19 protein-coding genes are annotated in these 22,469 nt (G+C 40.4%); 7 read left to right on the forward strand and 12 right to left on the reverse strand.

The features are described from left to right. Positions 1-31: 31 nt before the first annotated feature. The 4 genes from ACEW8O_RS00275 to ACEW8O_RS00290 are packed head-to-tail and all read right to left on the reverse strand — an operon-like array spanning position 32 to position 4,049. Positions 32-961, reverse strand: a complete 930-nt coding sequence (locus ACEW8O_RS00275; RefSeq protein ID WP_373492614.1) for a rhomboid family intramembrane serine protease — start codon at positions 959-961, stop codon at positions 32-34. Positions 962-975: 14 nt separating this feature from the next. Then, positions 976-1,767 carry a rhomboid family intramembrane serine protease gene (locus ACEW8O_RS00280; RefSeq protein ID WP_373492615.1) on the reverse strand — a complete coding sequence of 264 codons (792 nt, stop codon included), beginning with the start codon at positions 1,765-1,767 and terminating at the stop codon, positions 976-978. 3 nt (positions 1,768-1,770) lie between these two features. Beyond that, entirely contained in the window at positions 1,771-3,642 is a 1,872-nt protein-coding gene (gene mutL / locus ACEW8O_RS00285; RefSeq protein ID WP_373492616.1) for a DNA mismatch repair endonuclease MutL, read from the reverse strand. Next, positions 3,639-4,049 (reverse strand): hypothetical protein, encoded by a 411-nt coding sequence (locus tag ACEW8O_RS00290; RefSeq protein ID WP_373492617.1) that lies wholly within the window; start codon positions 4,047-4,049, stop codon positions 3,639-3,641. Before ACEW8O_RS00290 ends, mutL begins: the two co-directional genes overlap by 4 nt. 165 nt (positions 4,050-4,214) lie before the next feature. On the opposite strand from ACEW8O_RS00290, the gene ACEW8O_RS00295 reads away from it, so the two are divergent. The 3 genes from ACEW8O_RS00295 (at position 4,215) to ACEW8O_RS00305 (ending at position 9,228) form a co-directional block, all read left to right on the forward strand. Continuing rightward, positions 4,215-7,226, forward strand: coding sequence for a glycoside hydrolase family 3 N-terminal domain-containing protein (locus ACEW8O_RS00295; protein ID WP_373492618.1), 3,012 nt, complete (start codon positions 4,215-4,217; stop codon positions 7,224-7,226). Between the two features lie 66 nt (positions 7,227-7,292). Then, positions 7,293-8,435, forward strand: coding sequence for an N-acetyl-alpha-D-glucosaminyl L-malate synthase BshA (gene bshA, locus ACEW8O_RS00300; RefSeq protein WP_373492619.1), 1,143 nt, complete (start codon positions 7,293-7,295; stop codon positions 8,433-8,435). Between the two features lie 154 nt (positions 8,436-8,589). Next, complete coding sequence (locus tag ACEW8O_RS00305; RefSeq protein ID WP_373492620.1) at positions 8,590-9,228, forward strand: sterol desaturase family protein; 639 nt, start codon at positions 8,590-8,592, stop codon at positions 9,226-9,228. 102 nt (positions 9,229-9,330) lie between these two features. Here ACEW8O_RS00305 and ACEW8O_RS00310 read toward each other — a convergent pair whose 3' ends face one another. Continuing rightward, positions 9,331-9,780 carry a hypothetical protein gene (locus ACEW8O_RS00310; protein WP_373492621.1) on the reverse strand — a complete coding sequence of 150 codons (450 nt, stop codon included), beginning with the start codon at positions 9,778-9,780 and terminating at the stop codon, positions 9,331-9,333. Between the two features lie 89 nt (positions 9,781-9,869). Here ACEW8O_RS00310 and ACEW8O_RS00315 point away from each other — a divergent pair, with 89 nt between their 5' ends. Next, the gene (locus ACEW8O_RS00315; protein ID WP_373492622.1) at positions 9,870-10,685 is read left to right on the forward strand and encodes an epimerase; all 816 of its coding nucleotides are present in this window, start codon (positions 9,870-9,872) and stop codon (positions 10,683-10,685) included. Positions 10,686-10,805: 120 nt separating this feature from the next. Here the strand turns inward: ACEW8O_RS00315 and ACEW8O_RS00320 are convergent, their stop codons facing one another. Then, positions 10,806-11,993 carry a PQQ-dependent sugar dehydrogenase gene (locus ACEW8O_RS00320; RefSeq protein WP_373492623.1) on the reverse strand — a complete coding sequence of 396 codons (1,188 nt, stop codon included), beginning with the start codon at positions 11,991-11,993 and terminating at the stop codon, positions 10,806-10,808. Between the two features lie 120 nt (positions 11,994-12,113). Next, positions 12,114-13,352 (reverse strand): dipeptidase, encoded by a 1,239-nt coding sequence (locus ACEW8O_RS00325; protein WP_373492624.1) that lies wholly within the window; start codon positions 13,350-13,352, stop codon positions 12,114-12,116. A 179-nt stretch (positions 13,353-13,531) separates the two neighbouring features. Here ACEW8O_RS00325 and ACEW8O_RS00330 point away from each other — a divergent pair, with 179 nt between their 5' ends. The 3 genes from ACEW8O_RS00330 (at position 13,532) to ACEW8O_RS00340 (ending at position 17,369) form a co-directional block, all read left to right on the forward strand. Further along, a complete protein-coding gene (locus ACEW8O_RS00330) occupies positions 13,532-15,247 on the forward strand; it encodes a hypothetical protein (protein ID WP_373492625.1) in 1,716 nt (571 codons plus the stop codon). A 172-nt stretch (positions 15,248-15,419) separates the two neighbouring features. Beyond that, positions 15,420-16,421 carry an acyl-ACP desaturase gene (locus ACEW8O_RS00335; RefSeq protein WP_373492626.1) on the forward strand — a complete coding sequence of 334 codons (1,002 nt, stop codon included), beginning with the start codon at positions 15,420-15,422 and terminating at the stop codon, positions 16,419-16,421. A 93-nt stretch (positions 16,422-16,514) separates the two neighbouring features. Continuing rightward, the gene (locus tag ACEW8O_RS00340; RefSeq protein ID WP_373492627.1) at positions 16,515-17,369 is read left to right on the forward strand and encodes a pirin family protein; all 855 of its coding nucleotides are present in this window, start codon (positions 16,515-16,517) and stop codon (positions 17,367-17,369) included. Between the two features lie 157 nt (positions 17,370-17,526). Here ACEW8O_RS00340 and ACEW8O_RS00345 read toward each other — a convergent pair whose 3' ends face one another. From ACEW8O_RS00345 to ccsA (ACEW8O_RS00365), 5 genes are all read right to left on the reverse strand, one after another. Continuing rightward, the gene (locus tag ACEW8O_RS00345) at positions 17,527-18,303 is read right to left on the reverse strand and encodes a Rossmann-like and DUF2520 domain-containing protein (RefSeq protein WP_373492628.1); all 777 of its coding nucleotides are present in this window, start codon (positions 18,301-18,303) and stop codon (positions 17,527-17,529) included. A gap of 219 nt (positions 18,304-18,522) precedes the next feature. Continuing rightward, positions 18,523-21,051: a cytochrome c biogenesis protein CcsA gene (gene ccsA, locus ACEW8O_RS00350; RefSeq protein WP_373492629.1), complete on the reverse strand. Its 2,529-nt coding sequence runs from the start codon at positions 21,049-21,051 to the stop codon at positions 18,523-18,525. 27 nt (positions 21,052-21,078) lie between these two features. After that, positions 21,079-21,495 carry a cytochrome c maturation protein CcmE gene (locus ACEW8O_RS00355; RefSeq protein ID WP_373492630.1) on the reverse strand — a complete coding sequence of 139 codons (417 nt, stop codon included), beginning with the start codon at positions 21,493-21,495 and terminating at the stop codon, positions 21,079-21,081. A 53-nt stretch (positions 21,496-21,548) separates the two neighbouring features. Beyond that, positions 21,549-21,791, reverse strand: a complete 243-nt coding sequence (locus tag ACEW8O_RS00360) for a CcmD family protein (RefSeq protein ID WP_373492631.1) — start codon at positions 21,789-21,791, stop codon at positions 21,549-21,551. Continuing rightward, positions 21,788-22,468 (reverse strand): cytochrome c biogenesis protein CcsA, encoded by a 681-nt coding sequence (gene ccsA / locus ACEW8O_RS00365; RefSeq protein ID WP_373492632.1) that lies wholly within the window; start codon positions 22,466-22,468, stop codon positions 21,788-21,790. Before ccsA (ACEW8O_RS00365) ends, ACEW8O_RS00360 begins: the two co-directional genes overlap by 4 nt. Between the last annotated feature and the right edge of the window lies 1 nt (position 22,469).

The raw sequence follows: 22,469 nt of genomic DNA on the forward strand, positions 1-22,469 counted from the left end.
AGGGTAGCATTGGTTTTTAGATTGTAAAATATCACTTTTTACTGAATTCAAAAAGCTTTCTTTTTTCTTCTTTGCTGAGGGCATCGTATCCTTTATCCGCGATTTTGTCCAAAATAAAATCTATTTCCTCTTGGGTGGCATCCTCAACTTTTCCTGATGTACTTTTTACCGACTTTGACGGAGTAGGGTCAGGCGTGGTGGTATATGATTTCTTTTTTCTGTATGTGACTTTCACAGAAGGCTTTTTCTCAAAGATATTGACAAAAAAGTTTCCGATTGCCTGTATCCACGCACCCAAATCTCTACCTTTCTGAAGCTGATAGACATAAATAAAACCCAAAGCCGCGCCACCCAAATGCGCCAGTTCACCACCGGCATTCTCACCAGCTGAGTTTACAAATGCAATGAGCACATAGAAAATAGCAATGTATTTGATCTTGACAGGGCCTAGAAGTAAAAGAAAAAAGGTGGTATTTGGTGAAAGCGTGGCTGCTGCCACTACTATGGCATAGACACCTGCACTTGCCCCCAACATCCTGGAAGAACTCACCACTTCACTGAAATAGGGGGAAATATTATACATCACCACATAGAGTAAGGCTCCGGCCAATCCCCCAAGGATATAGATATTTGCCAATTTCCGGCTTCCCAGATATTCATGTAGCAACAGTCCAAACCAATACAGAAAAAGCATGTTGAACAGGATATGGAATAATCCTTCATGAAAAAACATATAGGTCAAAATAGACCAAGGTTGGGTCAGAATCTGAGAGATATCTGCAGGCATCATCAGGAGGGACCTGAAACTCTGATATAGTGTCCCTGCCCCCGAAAAAGTAAAAAACACCCTAACCAAAAGCATGGCAAAAAACACCAGGATGTTGATCGCAAGGATCTTATACAAGCTGTTGTTGTTTTGCTTGAAAGCGTTTCTAAGGTTTAACAAGAATCCTCCGTACATAATCAATCTGTCAATCAATAAAAGTTTTTTCTGCTTTTTTTCCAATAATACACAAGACCTGCTCCGATTACCAAGCCGCTCAAATGGGCAAAATGCGCTACGTTGTCCATTGGATTATTGTTGATAACGGCATACAATGTATAAAGTCCGTAAAATAAGACCAAATATTTGGCTTTCACAGGCATAGGAGGAAATAATAAAAACAGTTCGGTATTGGGAAATAGCATTCCGAATGCAATCAATACTCCAAAGAGGGCACCTGAGGCACCTACCATCGGTATGTTGACCTGAATATCCCTGATACCCATCAGGTTTTCTTTTGCCCGCTGAATCAATCCGCTGTCATTAGGATTTCTACTGTAAGCATCAATAAAATCATAAACCCCTGATTTGAAAAAGTGTTTGTTGTCCTTCACAAAATCACTGAAGAGTTCAGGGCTTGGATTTTCATAAAATGTACTTATTCTGTTATCAAGTTGGTGCATTTTGAAGGAGGTATATCCTGAATACAGCAAACCTGATCCCACTCCGCAGACCATCCAAAGTATCAGGATTTTTTTAGGCCCCAGAAACTGTTCCAATAATGGTCCGAATATAAACAGCCCAAACATATTGCTGAACAAATGCCAGAAATCCGCATGCATAAACATGTAGGTAAGGAACTGAAATGGCAAAAACCTGCTGCTGTTCACATAATACAATGCAAAGATTGACTTCAACTGAGGCATCAGGAATGCTGTAACCACATAAATGCCAACTGTGATGAGCAAAAGGTTTTTAACTACAGGTGTTAGATTTCTGAACATATCTTATCTTGTAAAAAAGCTTTGTATTTGTGGTAAATCCAATTTGACGAAGGTTTTGTTCCCCGCAAGTCCATAATTTGGATTTTGACAGGCAAATAACTGGCCAACGATGGTTTCCATTTCCGAAGCAGCCAGTACATTTCCTTTTTTTATGGAAGACCGTCTTGCCAGAGACCGTGCCAGGTTCTCCCTGTTATCCAATGAAAGCTCAGACTTGAAATGCTTGAATTGATCTATCAGACCTTCAAATAACCTTTTTTCATTGGTCACATAGATATCAGCCGGGACACCCTGGATCAATATGGTGCTTTTCCCAAATTCCTCAATGACAAAACCCAAACTGTGGAGTTCGTCAATTATATCCATGACCAATGCAAAATCTGCCTGTCCCAATTGGATATGTTGCGGGAAGAGACATTGCTGCGAAGCTCCCGCCGCTTTGGTCAGTTGCTTGGTGTATTTCTCGTAGAGTATCCTTTCATGTGCCGCCTGTTGGTCGATAATGAGCAGGCCTGAGGACATCTGGGCGACAATATAATTGTTTTCTACCTGAAATGTTGTTCCTGATTTTCTTCCTTCGTTCAATTTGCCCATATCCTCATTCGCTTTTGAGGAAAAAGTCAGGATATCATCCTGATCTTCTTTGACAGGAGATTTAATTTCTTTGGTCATGTTCAGGCTTTCACCGCTTTCGAAAAGTTTTTCCCATCCCGAGACAGACTGTTTTTTGAATGCCGGACTTTGAAATGTCTTGTATTGATTCTCCGGACCGATGGTATCAGGTTTATAGGCATTTTCAATACCGACTATTTCAGACTGGGTTTTGTTGTTGTCCCAGGTTTCGTTGAAGTTCACATCGAGTCCGAAATTCAATGAAGGGACAACATTGTGTGCGCCTAATGCTTGTTTTACGGCAGACCTGACCACCGCATAGACTGTCCTTTCGTCATCAAACTTGATCTCGGTTTTGGTAGGATGGACATTGATATCAATATGGATGGGGTCAATGTCCAGAAACAGCACATAGAAAGGATGCATATCAGAAGCCATCAATCCTTCGTAGGAATTGACTACCGCATGGTGGAGATAGTTGTTTTTGATGTATCGGTTATTGACAAAGAAAAATTGGTCACCACGGGATTTTTTGCCGGACTCCGGTTTTCCGATATATCCTTTGATGTTGAGGTGTGGCGTATCCTCAATGCAGGCGACCAAATGATTTTGAAATGATTTCCCAAAAATACCTACAATCCTTTGGCTGAGTTTTCCTGGAGGCAGGTTAAAGAGGTCCATGTCATTTTGCATAAATGTGAACCCAATCTCCGGATAGGATAGGGCAACCCGCTGAAATTCTTCCACGAGGTGTTTCATTTCCACTGCATTGGATTTCAGAAAATTCCGCCTGGCAGGTACATTGAAAAACAGGTTTTTCACCGCAATGGAAGTGCCATCCTGTGTCGCGATAGGTTCCTGTTTTTTGACTTCCGAACCTTCAATCTGGAGCATAGTGCCAAGTTCCTCGCCCCGGAGTCTAGTCTTCATTTCCACTTGTGCAACTGCGGCGATAGAGGCAAGCGCTTCACCCCGGAACCCAAAAGTCCGTATGGCAAATAGATCTTCTGAAGTTCTGATTTTGGAGGTGGCATGTCTTTCAAAGCTCATCCTGGCATCTGTTATTGACATACCTTTACCGTTGTCAATGACCTGAATAAGATTCTTTCCACCTTCTTTCACCAACACATTGACCATGCTGGCCCCGGCATCCACGGCATTTTCCATCAGTTCTTTCAATGCTGAAGCAGGCCTTTGTACTACCTCCCCCGCAGCGATCTGATTGGCAATGGCATCCGGAAGAAGTTGGATAATGTCATTCATTGGCGGATTTTCCCTTTTAATCTGAAAAATAAATAAACCAAACCAGCGCCCACAAAAATATACAATATGGTGTAAAGAGCATCCGGTCCCAAATAAACATATCCAAAGAAAGCTCCTAAAAGAACCAGGAAAATAATCAAACGGATCATCCCGGCACTGTTTATCATGGAAGATGATCTCCCTTTGATGGGACTACCCTGCGTAAATGCTCCCCGGATAGAAGATCCGTAATCCCGATTTAAGGTTTCTTGGTTCTCATTTTCCAAAGGAAGTTTCCCGTCTGCCTGAAGCTCTCTTTTGATTTTTGCAGTCCGCTGCTCAATTTCTTCTTTTACCGGATCATAATATCTAGGCTTGATATCAAACCGCGCGTGGCTAGCTGTTCTGAAAATAGAAGGAAATTTCATTTTGGGATGTTATTCAAATGGATATGTACAATTTATTTCAAAATCTTTTTCGCAAAAATCAAAAATTGATCTTTGGCCTTGAATATTCCGTGTAAGTTTGTACAATTGAGTGTATATTGATGCAAAGTTATTTTAAAATTCAAGCAATAAAAATTAAACAGTAGCATGCGGGTAAAAGTTTGGGGTGTTCTGATTGCATTATTGGTGATTTTTCAATCAGATGCCGTTTTGGGTTTGGAAAGGTCTGATGCAAATGTCCCTAAAGAGAACAAGGATCCATTCAATTCATTGGATGAAAGAAGGCAATTGGCTTGGGTTGACAGTGTTTTTGAAAATCAGAATTTTGAAGATCGCCTCGGGCAGCTTTTTATGGTGGCAGCCTATTCCAATAAAGATGAAAGGCACAAGCAGGATTTGGCCAGGTTGATTACAGACCATAATATCGGTGGTCTGATATTTTTCCAGGGAGGCCCCGTGAGACAGGCCAATCTTACAAATTATTTCCAGTCAATCAGCAGGGTACCTCTGTTTATCGCAATGGATGCCGAATGGGGGGTCAGTATGAGATTGGATTCTGTGATTACATTCCCAAAAGCCATGACATTGGGAGCTTTGCCTAATGATGACCTTATCTATGAAATGGGAAGAGAAATTGCATATCAGTTCAAGGAATTGGGAATGCATATCAATTTCGCACCGGTAGTTGATGTCAATTCCAATCCCAACAATCCCGTGATCGGATACAGGGCATTTGGAGAAGAAAAAAGACTGGTGGCAAGAAAATCAATCGCTTATATGAAAGGGCTTCAGGACCATGGAATAATGGCCAACGCCAAGCATTTTCCAGGACATGGGGATACAGAGTCTGATTCTCATCATACCTTACCTTTAATCAGACACTCCGAAACCAGGATCAAGGATATTGATCTGTATCCTTATAGAGAAATGATCGACAATGACCTGATGAGTGTCATGGTGGCACATTTGCATATACCGAGTATGGACAGTGAAAGAAACAAAGCAACTTCACTTTCCAAATATGTGGTCAGCGATCTCCTTAAAAGGCAGATGAACTTCAACGGCCTTGTGTTTACGGATGCCCTGAACATGAAGGGAGTCAGCAGCTATATCAGGCCAGGAGAAGTTGAGCTGGCAGCTTTGTTGGCAGGCAATGATGTTTTGGTTTTTTCACAGGACGTGGCCAAAGCAAAAGCCCTGATTTTGCAGGCCATAGCTGATGGGAAAATTTCGCAAGAAGAGGTAGATGAAAGAATAAGGAAAATTTTGAAAGCCAAATACTGGGCAGGATTGGGCAGGACCGAAAAAATAGAAACCAAAAATCTGATCAACAGACTCAATTCTCCGACAGCGGAACTCCTTGCTGAAAAATTATATGGAAGCGCCATCACTGTGACATCCAACAAGGATGATTTTCTTCCGATCAAACAATTGGATTTTAAGAAAATAGCTTCTTTGACAATTGGCGGAAATGGGTTGGAGTTTCAGAAGCGGCTTGATAAATATGCCCGGATCGAACATTTCCAGATAGGAAAGGGTCTGGATGCCGGTAGTCTTGACAATATTGAGAAAAAGCTGAAAGATTTTGATACGGTGATCATAGGTGTTATGGGAATATCCAACAGCCCAACAAGGAGTTTTGGGGTGACCATGACAGATTTTAATTTTATCAAAAAATTGGGGCAGGATAAAAATGTTGTTTTGGTCACTTTTGGGAATGCTTATGCTTCCAAATATGTACCTGAATTGCCTCATAATATTTTGGCCTTTGAAAATAATATCTTTACTCAGAGGCTGGTGCCTGAAATTATTTTTGGAGCAAGGGATGCACATGGGATTTTGCCTGTGTCCATTAATCTTAATCTGAGGTCAGGAGCTGGGGGATATTTGCCCGGTTTGGGCAGGCTGGCATATAGCATTCCTGAAAGTCAGGAGATGGACAGTAAAGTGCTGGCAAGGATAGATACTGTGATGGAAATCAGTATCAAAAGGAGGGCATTCCCCGGAGGTGTAGTTTTGGTAGCCAAAAACGGACAGGTTGTATTTGAAAAAGCTTATGGGCACTATGATTACAATAAAACCAAAGAAGTAACCACCGAAACAGTTTATGACTTGGCTTCGATCACAAAAGTATTGGCCACAACGCAGGCAGTCATGTTTTTGGCAAGTAGAGGCGTAATAGATATGGACAAGCCCATTGGCAGATATATTCCGGAGTTAAGGAATACCAACAAAGAAGATTTGATTTTGAAGGACATACTTGCCCATGAAGCGGGTTTGGTGGCCTTTATTCCCCATTATGCCAAAACTGTGGAAGCAGGTAAATGGAAAACTGACTATTATCGACCAAAAGCCGAACCGGGCTTTTCATTGCCCGTCTCCAATGATATGTATGGTGTTAATTCTTTGAAAGACAGTCTATGGGTTTGGACCGTGAATTCAAGCCTAAGAAAACCTGAACCTGGAAGAAGAAAATACAGCTATGTCTATTCCGACCTGACCATGTACCTGATGCAGGCTTTGGTAGAGACCATGACCAATCAGCCCATGGATGAATTTTTGGATCAGAATATCTATGGCCCTTTGGGTTTATACACCATGTCTTTTAATCCTATTAAAAAGTATTCCAAAGATTGGATTGCCCCTACGGAAGATGATATTACCTGGAGAAAAAGACTTGTACATGGCTATGTCCATGATCAGGGAGCAGCCATGTATGGTGGTGTGGCCGGCCACGCGGGTTTATTCGGTAAGGCCAATGACCTGGCAGTGATGATGCAGATGATGCTCAATGGAGGGAAATATGGAGATGTTTATTTTTTGGATGAAATGACCATTAAGGATTTTACCAAAAGACAATCCAACCAAAGCAGAAGAGGTTGGGGCTGGGATAAACCTGAACCTGAAAGAGGAAAAGGAGGAAGTGCTGGTGTATTAGCGCCAAAAAGTACTTTTGGTCATACAGGTTTTACAGGAACCTGTGTGTGGGCAGATCCTGATAATGATCTTGTTTATGTTTTTCTTTCCAATAGGGTTCACCCTGATGCCAATAACAACACACTACTTAAAGATGGGGTAAGGCCGGAAATCCATGATATCATTTACCAAGCTATGAGAAACCCCGCACAGCAAAAAGGATTTTGGAATTTATTGGAATAGTTAGTGAACAAAATCATATCATTGACGTGTTTAGTATTTTGTTGATGTATTTTAAACATTGTATTCATGAAAATCGGGATTGTTTGTTATCCAACATTTGGTGGAAGTGGAGTTGTAGCAACTGAGTTGGGCAAGGCTTTGGCGAAAGAAGGGCACCAAATCCATTTTATCACTTACAGCCAACCAACACGGTTGGATTTTTTCAGTCAAAATCTCTTTTATCATGAGGTGGACATCAAAAGTTATCCCTTGTTTGAACATGCCCCTTATGAACTGGCACTGGCAAGCAAAATGGTGAATGTCGTAAAATATGAAAAGCTTGATCTGCTTCATGTTCATTATGCCATTCCACATGCCTCTGCCGCTTATATGGCAAAACAGATCCTTAAGGAGCGGGGAATTTACATTCCTGTGATGACCACATTGCACGGCACAGACATTACTTTGGTAGGAAAGGATCCCAGTTATGAACCAGTGGTCACCTTCAGTATAAACCAATCAGATGCCGTCACTGCGGTGTCTGAGGATCTCAGGAAATCCACTTTTGAACATTTTGAAATCAAGAAACATATTGATGTCATTCCTAATTTCATAGATCTGGAAAGATTCAAAAAACAAAAAAAGGAGCATTTCAAATTGGCAATTTGCCCCAATGGTGAGAAACTTCTTGTACATACTTCCAATTTCAGGAAGGTCAAAAGAGTGGAGGATGTGATCCAGGTATTTTACGAATTGAGAAAGAAAATACCAGCCAAATTGTTGCTTGTGGGAGATGGGCCGGAAAGAGATAAAATGGAAAGATTGTGCCGGGAATTGGGCACCTGTGCTGATGTCCGTTTTCTGGGAAAACTTGAAGCAGTAGAAGAGGTGCTTTCTGTTGCAGATCTCTTTATGATGCCTTCAGAAAAAGAGAGTTTTGGGCTTGCTGCTTTGGAGGCGATGGCATGCGAAGTGCCGATATTGAGTTCGGATGCAGGAGGTATTCCCGAATTAAATATCAATGGAGTAACAGGCTTTACATGCAAAATAGGGAACGTCAAGGAGATGACCGAAAGGGCCCTGGAAATCCTGGATGAAAAAAATCTTCCCGGATTTAAAACCCGGGCATTGGCAAGGGCGAAAGAGTTTGATGTTTCCGTGATATTACCGATGTATGAGGCTTTGTACCTTCAGACGATAGAGGAGTCTAAGCAAATTATATCTCATTGATGATCAAAATCATAAAGTTTAGAATACGATTAACATCAATTATTTCCTTCTTTTGTCATATATTGAACTTACAATTAGTTTTAATTTTATGTTTGTTTTTTTAAATTATAGACACTTTGTAAAAAGGTTATTATAAAGCTAAAAGAAAATACCAATGACCACCTTAAAGAAAATCGGAAGATTGGACAAGCCGGATAACAATGGGACGGCAAGGATGTTTCAAAATCCTTTATTGGAGAAACTGACAAAGACCCATATAAGTATTCCTATTATCATGTATTTGGTTGTAGCATCTGTTTCACTTTATTATGCTTATAATGCCACTGAAATCAAGGCTTTTTATGGATTTACAGTATTTCTTTTAGGGGTATTTGGTTTCACTTTGTTGGAGTATATGATGCACAGGTATTTTTTTCATATGGAGCCGGACACTCCTGTGAAAGATAAGATCCAGTACACTGTTCATGGTGTACATCATGATTATCCAAAAGATAAGGAGAGATTGACCATGCCTCCACTTGCCAGCCTTGCCTATGCTGTGATTTTTTATGGTGTTTTTACATGGATCATGGGAGATTATGCACTTTATTTTCTTCCGGGCTTTATGGTGGGTTATGCGGCCTATTTAGGAGTTCATTTTATTGTACACGCTTACCAGCCACCCAAAAATTTCCTGAAGATTCTATGGGTCAATCATGCCATCCATCATTATAAAGACCCTGATGCGGCATTTGGAGTGAGTTCCCCCCTTTGGGATTATATTTTGGGAACTATGCCAAAAAAAGAAAAATGACAATTTAGGAATTTGAGTAATATAATATGGTGTCTGCTATTTTGCCGGTAAACGACCTTTCTTTTGGGAAAATTTGACTGAAGTTATTGTCGTATCCTGAAGCTATTGTGCATCAATATCCTTTTTTTCTACATATCGGGAAGTAAAGCCATCTTTAAATTCGGCATAACTACTGGAATCCTGAATACTTTTAAAAAAATCCAATGGTACTTCGAGTTTGAAATAGGTAATTGTTTCCAGGCTGTCTTTGATGGTGAAAAATTCCTTTTCTAAATCCTCCAACAGCCAAATCCGTTCCATTCCGGCAGCATTACTGACGATAAGTATATTTTCATGGATCTGATAATCATAACCAATTGGACCTATATTTTCATGATTCAGTACGATCAGCGTGTCATTAATGTATAATTCATAGTAGGTCGAGTCTTGTTCAAATCCGTACCAGTTTCCAAAAAGGGGGCTTTCTTTTTCTTTTCCCCCACAGGAAAAAACAACCAATCCCAATAGGATTAGCCCAAACAATTTGAAAAAAGGTTTGTCGTTTATTTCCATATATATTTTACAGACAAAATACATTTATTTTTAGATCTATATTTGTGAACACTGAATTTACCGAAAATTAAAAATATTTCATCCTTTTTATGGTTACTGTTTCAATTATTGGTTTGGGCTGGCTTGGGCTTCCACTCGCATTAACACTCAAAAAGAAGGGGTTTGATGTGAAAGGCAGTACTACAAACCTAGAGAAATCAGTTGATTTGACCAAAAAGGGAATCCGGGTTTCAATACTCAAATTCAATCCCCACCCGGAAGGAATTGGTTTTCAGGAGTTATTTGAGTCGGAAATATTGTTTGTAAATATTCCTCCGAGAAGCAGAACGATGCCTGAAACATGTCATCCTGAGCAAGTTAAATTCATCAAATCCATGGCTGTGCAGGCGGGAGTAAAAAAAATTATTTATATCAGTTCTACTTCAGTTTATCCTGATCTAAACAGGGACCTTGATGAAAACTTTCCATTGACCAAAGAAAATACAGGCAATACGGCCCTTTTCCAAGCTGAAAATATTTTGCACCAAGACCCGGATTATGACCTGACCATCATCAGGTTTGGGGGACTGCTTGGGGTGGATAGAATTCCGGGCAAATATTTTTCAGGCAAGTCAAATGTAACCGGAGACAGTCCTGTAAATTATATCCACAGGGATGATGCAGTGGGCATATCATCTTGGATAATTGAAAACAACCTTTGGAATCAGGTTTTCAACGGAGTTGCACCCATTCATCCCAAACGCAAACTGGTTTATGAAAAGAACGCTTTGGATTTGGGATTTCCCCCACCTAGCGGTTATGCACCGGAAGGGGATTCTGAATGGAAGCAGATTTCTTCCCAAAAAATACAATCTGCAGGATATAAGTTTCAAATTCCAGACCCACTTGATTTTTGGTATTCTTAGGAGCTTTTATGGAATCGAAATTGAGCAAAAAAATACCCGGCCCATCCAGCCGGATATTTTATCTAGGTTTAATTTGGTTAATGAAATTTGGAAATAACCTTTCCTAATATTTTTATCAAATCAATCACGGGGAGGAACCGGAATGTTGGCATTAGGTTTTGCACGAACCAATTTCACCAAAAGACCAGTGGCTTCTGTTATAGCATACAGGTATCCATCAGGGCTTTCAGACACCTGTCTGACTCTTCCAATGTCTTTAAAAAGAGTTTCTTCTCCAACGGCAGTTGTGCCATCAAGTTCTACCCTTGCGATCTGCTGCCCTGCCAGCCCGGCTACAAGTACATTGCCCTTCCATTCGGGATATCTGTCAGAGGATACCAATGTCATTCCACAGGTGGCAATAGAGGGTACCCAGTAGGTGACAGGTTGTTCCATTCCTTCTTTTTCGGTCAACTCAGTGAGGATGGTACCATCATAGTTGATTCCGTATGAAATGACCGGCCAACCGTAATTATTCCCCTTTTCGATCAGGTTAAGTTCATCACCGCCTTTTGGTCCATGTTCAACTGACCATATTCTGTCGTTTTTTTTGTCATAGATCATTCCCTGTGGATTTCTGTTGCCATAGGTCCAGATAGAAGGAGATGCTCCCTCTGTATTTACAAATGGGTTGTCGGAGGGAATACGTCCATCATCATGAATTCTATGGATTTTCCCATGGTCATTGTCCAATTCCTGTGCATTCTGCGGCCTTGAACCCTTATCGCCATTTGAGAAAAAGAGGTAGTTGTCTTTGTCAAAAACTATCCTGGAACCAAAGTGCCTTCCACCTTTCCACTCAGGACCGCAAACAAATATTTCCTCAACATTTTCGAGAGCGTTACCGGTTAACTTGGCTCTGGTGATAACCAGGACTTCCCCTTCTCCCTGCGATCTGGAATAAGAAAGATAAAGCCAGCCATTATTCCCATAATCAGGATGCAAGGTGATATCCAACAAACCGGCTTGGTTTACTTCGGAAACAGTCGGTACACCTATAAGTTTCTCTCCAGTGTATTCATCATCTTTAAAAATCAGGATTTCACCTTTTCTCTCTGTGACGAGCATTCTGCCATCCGGAAGCCAGGTCATGCCCCAAGGACTTTCAAAATCGGTATATAAGGTATCGACGTTAATTGTCATTTTTTCTGTTTCAACAGCAAATGGAGAAGGTTCTGGTTCAGGTTCTGAAACTTCTTTTTCAGCACAGGAGGCAAAAAGCAAAAATCCACTTGCCAGAATAAAAGACAAATTTTTAAATATTTTCATTTAATTTGAATCGTTTTAAGATATAAAAATAAGCAATTTCTTAATGAATTGTTTTTTTCATTTTATAAACGGTTTACTGCTGCTATAGCTGAAAGGTTGAATATTTGATTTCTATATGCATCAATCAGCAGCAGCAATAACCTGATTCCAAACCCGGAAAATATTTTTATAACAGATTTTCTCAATATCCTCTTTGGAGTAGCCTCTTTTAAGCAATTCTGCAATCAGGTTAGGGTACATGGAAACATCCTTTAATCCTGTAGGAAGGCTGTCTCCCACACCATCAAAATCAGAACCTAAGCCAATATGGTCAATACCTACAAGATCTCTGACGTGGTCAATATGGTCAGCAACCTTTGAGACATTGGGGAAAGGGTTGTTTTCAGCGGTGTATTTTTGGATATATGCTTGGGCAGCAGAATCCGATCTGCTCAAACCACTCTCTGCAAGCCAGTTTACCAGGTGTTCTCTCACCTCACTCGAACGCTCATTATAATCCCCATCGATAAAACTCCCCCCAAAATTGATCATGATCACGCCTCCGTTTTTTCCCAGCTCCTTGATCATATCGTCATCCATATTTCTTTCAAAACCTGGAGTAAAAGCCCTGGCAGAAGAATGTGAAGCGATGACAGGTACGTCAGTTATCTTCATCACATCATAGAAGGTGTCATCCGAAACATGGGAAATATCCACCATGATACCGGTCTTATTCATTTCTTTGACCACTTGAACACCAAATTCACTTAAACCGCCGTGGGTCCTTGTAGTATCATAAGATGAATCACCGATCAGATTGTCCTTGCCGTGGGTGAGTGTGATGTATCGGATTCCTCTATCATAAAAATATTTGACATTATTGATATCATCCTCCAATGCGGCACCATTTTCCATACCCATGGGAAAAGAGATTTTACCTTCTTTAGTATTTTGCTTGATTTCATCAGGAGAATAAGCAATGGCAAATTTATCAGGCCATGTATTGACCAGCCTCTCGGTCATTAGAATCAGCGAATCAGCCAATGCTTTGGCACCACCCCTTTCCTGGTAAATGGCAGGAATGTAAATGGACATGAAAGGTGCGTCCAAGCCACCTTCCTTTGACCTTGGGAAGTCGAAGTTTCCTCCGTCTGTCCTGACGGATACATCCAATATCTCTCTTTGTAGGGTAAACCCGCCCACCTTCATTCTGTAAGGCAAATCCACATGTCCGTCCACCATTATGGTGTTTTGGGCAATTTCATTTGCGATGGTCAATCTTTCATCATCTGTCAGTTTGGTATAATCTATGATTTCTGATTTTTCTCCACAGGAAAGGAGGATGGCAGTTGCTATAAAAGCTAATAATGTTCTTTTCATATTGTTGATGGTTGAGACATGAATTTAAACTTTCTTCTGTTATATAATCTTTCCGGATATATAGACGGTAGAATCTTTGGGTAAAAAAGCAGGATTTGTCCGTTTATGTAATTTGGTAATCCTTGCAAAATATCATTTTGAATTTTATAGTATCTTCAATTCTACCTAAACATATTATCATGAGATATTTTCCGATATTCATTTTTCTGATATTGATTTCCTGTCAGTCCAATCAAATTTCTGAGGTCAGGATAACAGTATCTGAGGAGTTGTCCAAAGATCTGAAAGATGGTCGTTTACTTTTGCTTTTTCATCATAGCGATAAGACAGAACCAAGATTTGCTGTCAGTGATGATATCAATTCTGCCCAGGTCATCGGGATGGATTTTGAGGATTATCAATCAGGTGAAGCATTAAGTCTTGACCTAAATGAATTTGGTTACCCGATTGAAAACTGGCAGAATATCCCGGAAGGTGAATATTGGATCCAGGCTTATATAGCCAAATATGAAACTTTCAATAGGTCAGATGGACATACCATCAAAATGCCTATGGACCAATGGGAGGGAAGGCAATGGAACAGAACCCCCGGCAATATTTACAGCATACCTCAAAAAATAAAGTGGGATGGAAAAGCAGGTCTTGACCTGACCATTGATCAGATCAATCCACCCGTAACTGAACCGGAGGACACGGAATATATCAAACATATCAAATTCAAAAGTGAAATGTTGTCAGAGTTTTGGGGACGGGATATTTACCTTGGTGCACATGTGCTGATCCCAAGGGATTTTGATCAAAATCCAAATGAATATTATCCTTTGATGATCTATCATGGGCATTTTCCAACAGATTTTGATGGGTTTAGGACCATTCCGCCCGATGAAGAAATGGAAGAAGATTATAGTGCAAGGTTTGATATTTATGGTTACAATAAGATCCAGCAGCAGGAAGCTTATGATTTTTACAGGAAATGGATTTCTCCCGATTTTCAAAAGTTCATTGTGATCGAAATACAACATGCCAACCCATTTTACGATGACAGTTACGCGGTGAATTCCCAGAACATCGGACCTTATGGGGATGCGATTACCTACGAATTGATCCCACACATAGAGGAACAGTTCAGGGGCATAGGAGAGGGTTGGTCTAGATTTGTATATGGAGGTTCTACCGGAGGTTGGGAAGCATTGGCAGTTCAGGTCATGTATCCAAATGAATATAATGGCTGTTTTGCTGCCTGCCCAGACCCCATTGATTTCAGGGCATACACTACTGTTAATATTTATGAGGAAGAAAATGCCTATTTTCTCAATGGTCCGTTCAGGACTACAGAACGGGTAGGTAAGAGAAATTACCTTGGTCATGTATCCGCAATGCTCAAAGACATGAACCATAAGGAACTCGCTCTTGGTGGAACAAAAAGCAGGTCCGGAGACCAATGGGATATATGGCAGGCAGTATATTCACCAGTTGGTGATGACGGATATCCGAAACCAATTTGGGACAGATATTCCGGTGAAATCGACAAGGAAGTAGCCAAACACTGGCAGGAGAACTTTGATTTACGCTATATCATGGAAAGGGATTGGTCCAAACTGGGGAAGAATCTGGAAGGAAAAATCCATATCTATTGTGGAGATATGGATAATTATTATCTCAATAATGCAGTTTACATGACTGAGGATTTTCTTGAAAATACTACTGATCCTTATTATGGTGGGGAAGTCCTTTATGGTGACAGGGCCGAACATTGCTGGAACGGAGATCCCGATCTTCCGAACTATATTACCAGATTGCGTTATAATACTATGTACCTTGACAAAATAGGGAAACGATTAAATGCCACCGCGCCACCAAACTTTAATAAGAAAACTTGGGTTTTACAGAAATAAGGCCTCCAAATTGGCAGAAATCCAATATAGAAATCGGGTTTATTATCGTTTAATCCCATAATTTGTCATTACCTTTATACTCAATTGGCTTTGATATTGGAATTCAAGCTGCTTTAAATACCTCAGTATATGGGTATTGATTTTAGTTATTTGAGTCGAAAAGTTTAATATCATGAATAAATCAGAACACATAGATTACGAATTGGAAAAAAACATGGAAGTCATTTCCCAGTTGGATGGCTTCGTCAATAATGCAGTGGATACTGTATTGGTTGACCCGGATGATTGCTGGCAACCATCGGATTTTCTTCCTGATATGGGTGAACCGGATGCTTTCGATGAGGTAAAGAAACTTCAGGAAAGAGCAGCAGGTATCCCTGATACTATCATTACCTCATTGATTGGCAATATGATTACAGAGGAAGCACTTCCAAGTTATCAGACTTACTTCAACATGTTGGAGGGGATCAATGTAGAGGGTAGCCTTTTGAGTAATTCAGGTTGGGTAAGATGGTCCAAGGCTTGGACAGCTGAGGAAAACCGACATGGTGACCTGCTGAATAAATACCTTTATCTGTCAGGAAGGGCAGATATGCGAAAAGTCGAACAGACAATTCACAGATTGATCTACAATGGTTTTGATCCAAAATCTGAAAAAGATCCATATCAGGCCATGATCTATACCTCCTTTCAGGAAAGAGCGACAAAAATTTCACATGTCAATACAGGAAAGCTTGCCCATAAGGCAGGCGACGATGTATTGTCCAGAATATGCAAGACGATTGCAGGTGATGAGGCCAGACATGAGAAAGCTTACAAAAGTTTTATGAGTGAAATCTTTGAAATTGACCCTAATGGGGCAATTATGGCTTTCGATAAAATGATGAGAAAGCAAATAGTGATGCCTGCTGTCCTAATGGGCAAAGGAAGTAGCAATCCTACTTTATTCGACCAGTTTTCAGCCATTACCCAGAAAGTAGGCATATATACAGGTTGGGATTATGCCAGGATTATCGATCATTTGGTAAAACTCTGGGATATCGAAAACCTTACCGGACTCAATGATGTGGCTTCAAAGGCACAGGATTACCTTTCTAATTTGGCAGACCGATATATGCGATTAGCTGATAGGATGAAAGCACCTGATGAACTCTCACTAGCTTGGATAAAATAGAAATATGAAGCCTGAAGAAATTCAGGTTTTTTTTTGACTCTATTTGGAACAAATTTTGGCTTATTCTTATTTAATGTATATACATCAAATATTATGAAATCAATCAAAGAAATCCATAAAGCCGGTTATCATTCCATTGCGGATCTGTTTACTTACAATCCTTTGCCATCGCCAAAACTAAGACAGATTGATCCTTTCATTTTTCTCAATCACCATGGACATCAGGTTTATCCCAAAAACAACAACGGATTGCCATTTGGGCCACATCCACACAGGGGAATGGAAACCGTCACGTTCATATTGGAGGGTGATATCATGCACAAGGATTCGGGTGGACATGAATCTGTCATTGATGCCGGGGGAATCCAGTGGATGACTGCTGGAAGCGGTTTGATTCATGCGGAGGTTTCATCCGATAAATTCAAAAAAGAAGGAGGCGAACTCGAGATTCTTCAATTATGGCTAAACCTTCCTGCCCGCCTTAAAATGACAAAGCCCAGGTATTTTGGTTTGCAAAAAGATGAGATAACCAATTTCAGTCTGGACAATGATAAAGTAAAAGTCCAATTGATTGCAGGGGAATGGGAAAACAAAAAAGGATCTTTCGATACCTTGTGGCCCATTTTTTTGAGTACCATATTTATCAACAAAGGAGGAAAGTTTTCAAAAACTATTCCCACTGAAGAAAATGTGTTCTTCTACATTGTGCGGGGTAAAGTCAAGGTTATGGGAGAGGAAATTCTTTTTAGAAATCTGATAGAATTCAATAATGATGGAGATTCAATTGCTGTAGAAGCCTCAGAAGATGCTGTAATCATTCTTGGGCATGCCAAGCCATTCAATGAACCGTTGGTGGCACAAGGGACATTTGTAATGAATACCCAAGAGGAAATCAGACAGGCATATCAGGATTATCAGATGGGCAAATTCGGGACTTGGAAGGAGTAAAAATGAAAGTGGCCGTCTGTTAAGAGCGGCCACTTATATGTTTAAAAGTTAATAACATTTTAATGCAGGTCATTTAAACCTGAAAAAGTTGCTTAATCACCCGTCATAAATGTAGTTAATAATTCGAGAAAAGAAAATACCTATTTTTAGGTATTGTTCAATAGCTGTCTATAATGTCCTGAGAGATAAGCTTATAGATCTCAGCAATCTGTTCATTATAATTTAAAAATTGATAATGGTCATCTAAAATATTGAAATCACTGCGGATTGCCGGGCCGGTTTGGGCTTTTTTTGCGCCGAGCTCAAGGCTTTTGCTGATGGTTTCAATGATCAAAGGTTTTAACATTTCGAAATCCAGTCCTTGCCTTGCCATGATCTCTTCCGACAATCTCAGCATATGGTTTGAAAAGTTGCTGGCAAATACGGCTGCTACATGTAGGGCTTTTCTGTCCTTTGATCTGATTACATATTGATGAGGGGAAAGACTCTTTGCGAGTTTCTTCAGTGTCTGCAAAGTTGTCTGATCGTCTGATTCCAATAAAAATGGCACATCTGCAAAATCCAACCTCCTGTCTTTACTGAAAGTCTGCAAAGGGTAGAAGATCCCTGTATAAGCTGCCGAACTATATCCCAAAATATCCATGCCGACTGACCCTGATGTATGCACCAAAATGCTGTCTTCGGGTAAGATAATTTCATCTGCTATTTCAAAGATCGCCTGATCACTTACTGACAAAATAAAAATACTTGCCTCAGAATCTGAGAAATCCAGATCGTCTTTGGCTTCAGCCACATACAGTCTCTTTGTCAGGCTATTTGCTTTTTCAATATCCCTTCCAAATACCTCGGTGATGGTATGCCCTGCATCCTCCAATGCCGGCCCCAAATGCCATGCGACATTCCCGGTTCCCAGTATCGCTATTTTATATTTCATGATTGAAAGATAGGAATATATGGAATTTCGTAAGTGCCATACTGATTCAAATCTTCAAAAAGATTTAGATCCAACCTGCCATTGTGCAACAGTATCCATCAATATCTAATCCCGAAAAAATCGGGACAAGTCATCTATCAATATCCATATATGGTAAATACGGGATTAAATAACATCTAGCGTATGAAAAAGGGATAATCAAAAAAATAAGGTTAATCCTTATTCCAATCCTTTATCCCGCATTTTACTGAATTCATCATACCTTCTGTAAATGGCTACACTAAAGCCGATCAACATAATAATGGTACCGATCCAAAGGATATTGATCTGAGGTTTTACAATTGCTTTCAATACCACGTAATCTTTTTGATACCTATTGACTTTAAATGAAAATTTATTGGATTCCGGAAGAATGTTTTCAAGTTCCACTTTCACACCCAACTCGTTGTCCACGGAAGGAATTCTGCCAACTTGATTTCCTCTTATGATGAATATGGGCTCAAGTCTTTTTTCCTTGTCATAATCCATCACCACAAGTTTGGCTTTGACTGCCACATCACCTTCTTTCAGTTCAATTCCATCCAGTTCGGTAAGCACTTCCCCGCTTTCAAATGTGGTTACAAAATCCGAAATGTAAAACGTCTCTCCGGGTGATACCTCGAAGAATTCATCTTCTCTCCACTCGGGATCCTCATAGTCATTGATGGCCGAGACAAAAGTGTAAAGATCCCTGTTTACAAATCTTCTTGAATCAGGAGAGGAAATAAGACCCATCGAGCTGTTGAACTGGGACATAGGATTCAGGGAAAACTTGTACACATCATCTTTGAAATAGTCAATTTGAAAGTAATCGTTCTCCTCCAATATCAGCGTAACCTTTTCTCCCTTTTTGAAATAGGTCCTTCCTCTTGCTGTGATATCCTCTAAAGCAATCGCTTCATTGGTATTGTCAGTTGACTTCAGAAGATTGACATTGACATAGCCGGGAACCCCCTCAACCTTTTTCTGCCTTCCCCTGTAGATTGCTGTAAATTCTTTGATCTGTGTGGGTTTGTTGATCCACAGCAATACGTGTTCTTTATTCAGTTCATCCTCCCAACTGTTGCTGTAGGTCAGTCCTGACATATTAAAGGAAATGATTTCGGAATAGCCGGATGAAAACATCACCCCGATCAATATCAGGCCCAAGCCGATATGTGCCAAGGAACCACCTGCCAATTTAAAGGTTGTCTTTTTGATCAACTTGGTCAGGATTGTCGCATTGGCCACTATGGTAAATGTGGCGGCCAATACCACGATGATATAGGCAAGGTCATATACTTTGCCAAAGACAATGATCACTGCTGACAATATTACAGATATGATATAAGGCATGACCAAAGCCTCCCTAAGCATTTTTCCATCTATTTTATTCCACCAAAAAAACTGCCCAACCGCGGTAAGCAAAGCCAGGACGACAGCAAACCAAAGTTGGAATTTTGTATAAAACCCTACCTGATCTGCAGGTGGTGCCATATTGGAAATCCCACCTAAACTTTCCACGATGGCATTCCAAACAGGAATGGAAGTCGGAAGAATAACCTGAAAAGCCATTAGGGATAAGGTAATGGCGCCGATAAAAATCCAGAATTCCCTGGAATATACTGAAGCTTCTTTCTCAGAAGTCGGAATATTCTTCCAGTTTTTTGCAGCAAGGAAAACAGCAACAAAAAGAAAAAACAACATATATATCAACAATTGGCCTGACAGACCTAAGTCGGTAAATGAATGGACTGAAGAATCTCCCAACACCCCACTTCTAACCAGGAATGTGGCGTAAAGTACCAATATAAAAGAAGCAATGACCAAAACTATGGATGACTTCAAAGCAGTACTGCTTTTCTTAAATGTTATCATCGTATGAATGGCAGCAATCATAATTAGCCAGGGTACATAAACGGCATTTTCCACAGGATCCCAGTTCCAATAGCCACCAAAGTTCAAAGTGACATAAGCCCAATAGGCTCCCATAATGATCCCCATTCCCAAAATCATGGCGGAGAAAATTGCCCAAGGCAAGGCAGGGCGCACCCACTCGGAATATTTTTTGGTGGCCAGTCCTCCTATTAAGAAAGCAAATGGCACCAAGGTGGATGCATAACCCAGAAAGAGCGTTGGGGGATGTATTACCATCCAGATATTTTGGAGCAATGGATTAAGGCCTGTACCGTCTTCTGGTACGAAATCAGGATTGATCTGGAATATCGGTGCACTCATGGCATCCCTCAAAAGGATAAAAGGAGAACTTCCGATTTTCAAATCCCCAATCACAACACCCAAAATCATCGAAACCAGGAAAGCCTGGACCAATGCAAATACAACCATTACCGGACCTTCCCAGAATTTATTGGTATGTATTAGGATCAATCCCAATACCACATTCCAAAAAATCCAAAGTATAAATGCGCCTTCCTGGCCTTCCCAAAAACTGGAAATCATATAATGAACAGGCAGTGCTTTGGAAGAATGCGAATAAGCATAGAAATATTCAAATCTATGGTTATAGATGATTTCAAAAAGGGAAATGGCAATTGTGACACTCGCCAGGGAGTGGATATAAAAGACTGCCCGGCTAAAGCGTTTCCAATTCGCTTTTTCCATTTCAGGCGCAATGGTGTATTGATAATAAGAGTAGGCTGCAACAACCGCACTGACAAAAGCCAATATTACTGCAAAGTGGCCTAAATTACCGGCAAAGGTATTGATCATGGTTACGCTGATAAATGGGTGTATTCATTACATGCTCGCATTGCTGACTTCTGTTTCCTGATATTTGGAAGGGCATTTCATCAGGATTTTGTCCGCTACAAACAGGTCAGGGTTTTTATAGGAACCGATCACTACTACCTGTTCGGCCCGGGAAAAATCCGCAGGTACAGGCTCATTGTAAAAAACTTTCTGTTCAGTTCCGGCATTGTCAACCATCAAAAAATAAAAAGATGTTTTGTCCTGATTGACTTCTATACCTTCCACTGTTCCTGAGATGCTTTTTTTCAATTGTCCTACCACATGAATGGATTTGTCGTTTCCTTTCATTTTCAGATCCCTGGCGGTTGCGAAACTTTCATAAGTACTCGCATCCCCAATCATTGACATGATGATAATGATGGCCACCCCAATGATTCCCAAACCGATTATATGTCCTTTTTTCATAATTTAAATTTTCCTTTCCACATTAAGAAAGTGAATGATATAAGCTATTGTGGTTAATCTCTTAATAGTTTTTCCAGTTTACCCACCTTCTTGTCAGTAGCAATTACATAAACCAATATTCCACCAAAAACAATCCCGATGATTCCAACCAGGACGTATATTTTTCCTTCAGAGCGCATGGTATCGGCCATTTCAACCCTGGAGTTTTGGTAATCATCTTCTGTGATGGCAATTTTCTCCTGGGCCATACCCTGAAGACTCATCAACAGAAACAATATTATAAACCATTTTTTCATGATACTTGATTTATCAATCTATCTTCAACTTTTCTTTCTATTCTTCTCAATCGGATCCTTACCGTAGCCATCCAAGTACCCATCAGTGTCCATCCGATAATCGCCGGATAGAAAACCATCCTCAATTTACTGTCAAGGTCATAAGCATTGAATCCGGGATTGCCCCCATTGCCGGGATGAAGACTGTCCGTCAATCTTGGCAATACAAAGATCAAAGGTATAAAAGCTGCAAATGCAAAAATGTTATACACTGCGCCGATTCTAGCCCTTTGGTGTACATCCGTGAGGGAATTTCGCAGAATCAGGTAGGCAAAGTACATCAACAGCCCGATCGCAGAAGCATTCTGTTTTGGGTCACCGCTCCAATAGTCTCCCCAGGTAAATTTTGCCCAAAGCATCCCCGTCAAAATTCCTAATACTCCGAACAATATTGCTGCATTTGTAAATTCAATGGCGACGTCATCATTTTTAAGATCATTGGTCTTTAGGAATCTGATGCTGAAAACGACCGATACCCCCAACATCAGGATCATTCCAAACCACATGGTGACATGGAAATATAAAGCCCGGATGGTTTCGTTGAGAATGGGTAATCGAGGTACATCAAGGAGAAGTCCTGCTGTGATGGTGTATGCCAATAAGACGATAGTGAGGATTTTCCACCAGCTTTTTTTCATT

Source organism: Aquiflexum sp. (genome assembly GCF_041749095.1).
Lineage (GTDB): Bacteria > Bacteroidota > Bacteroidia > Cytophagales > Cyclobacteriaceae > Aquiflexum.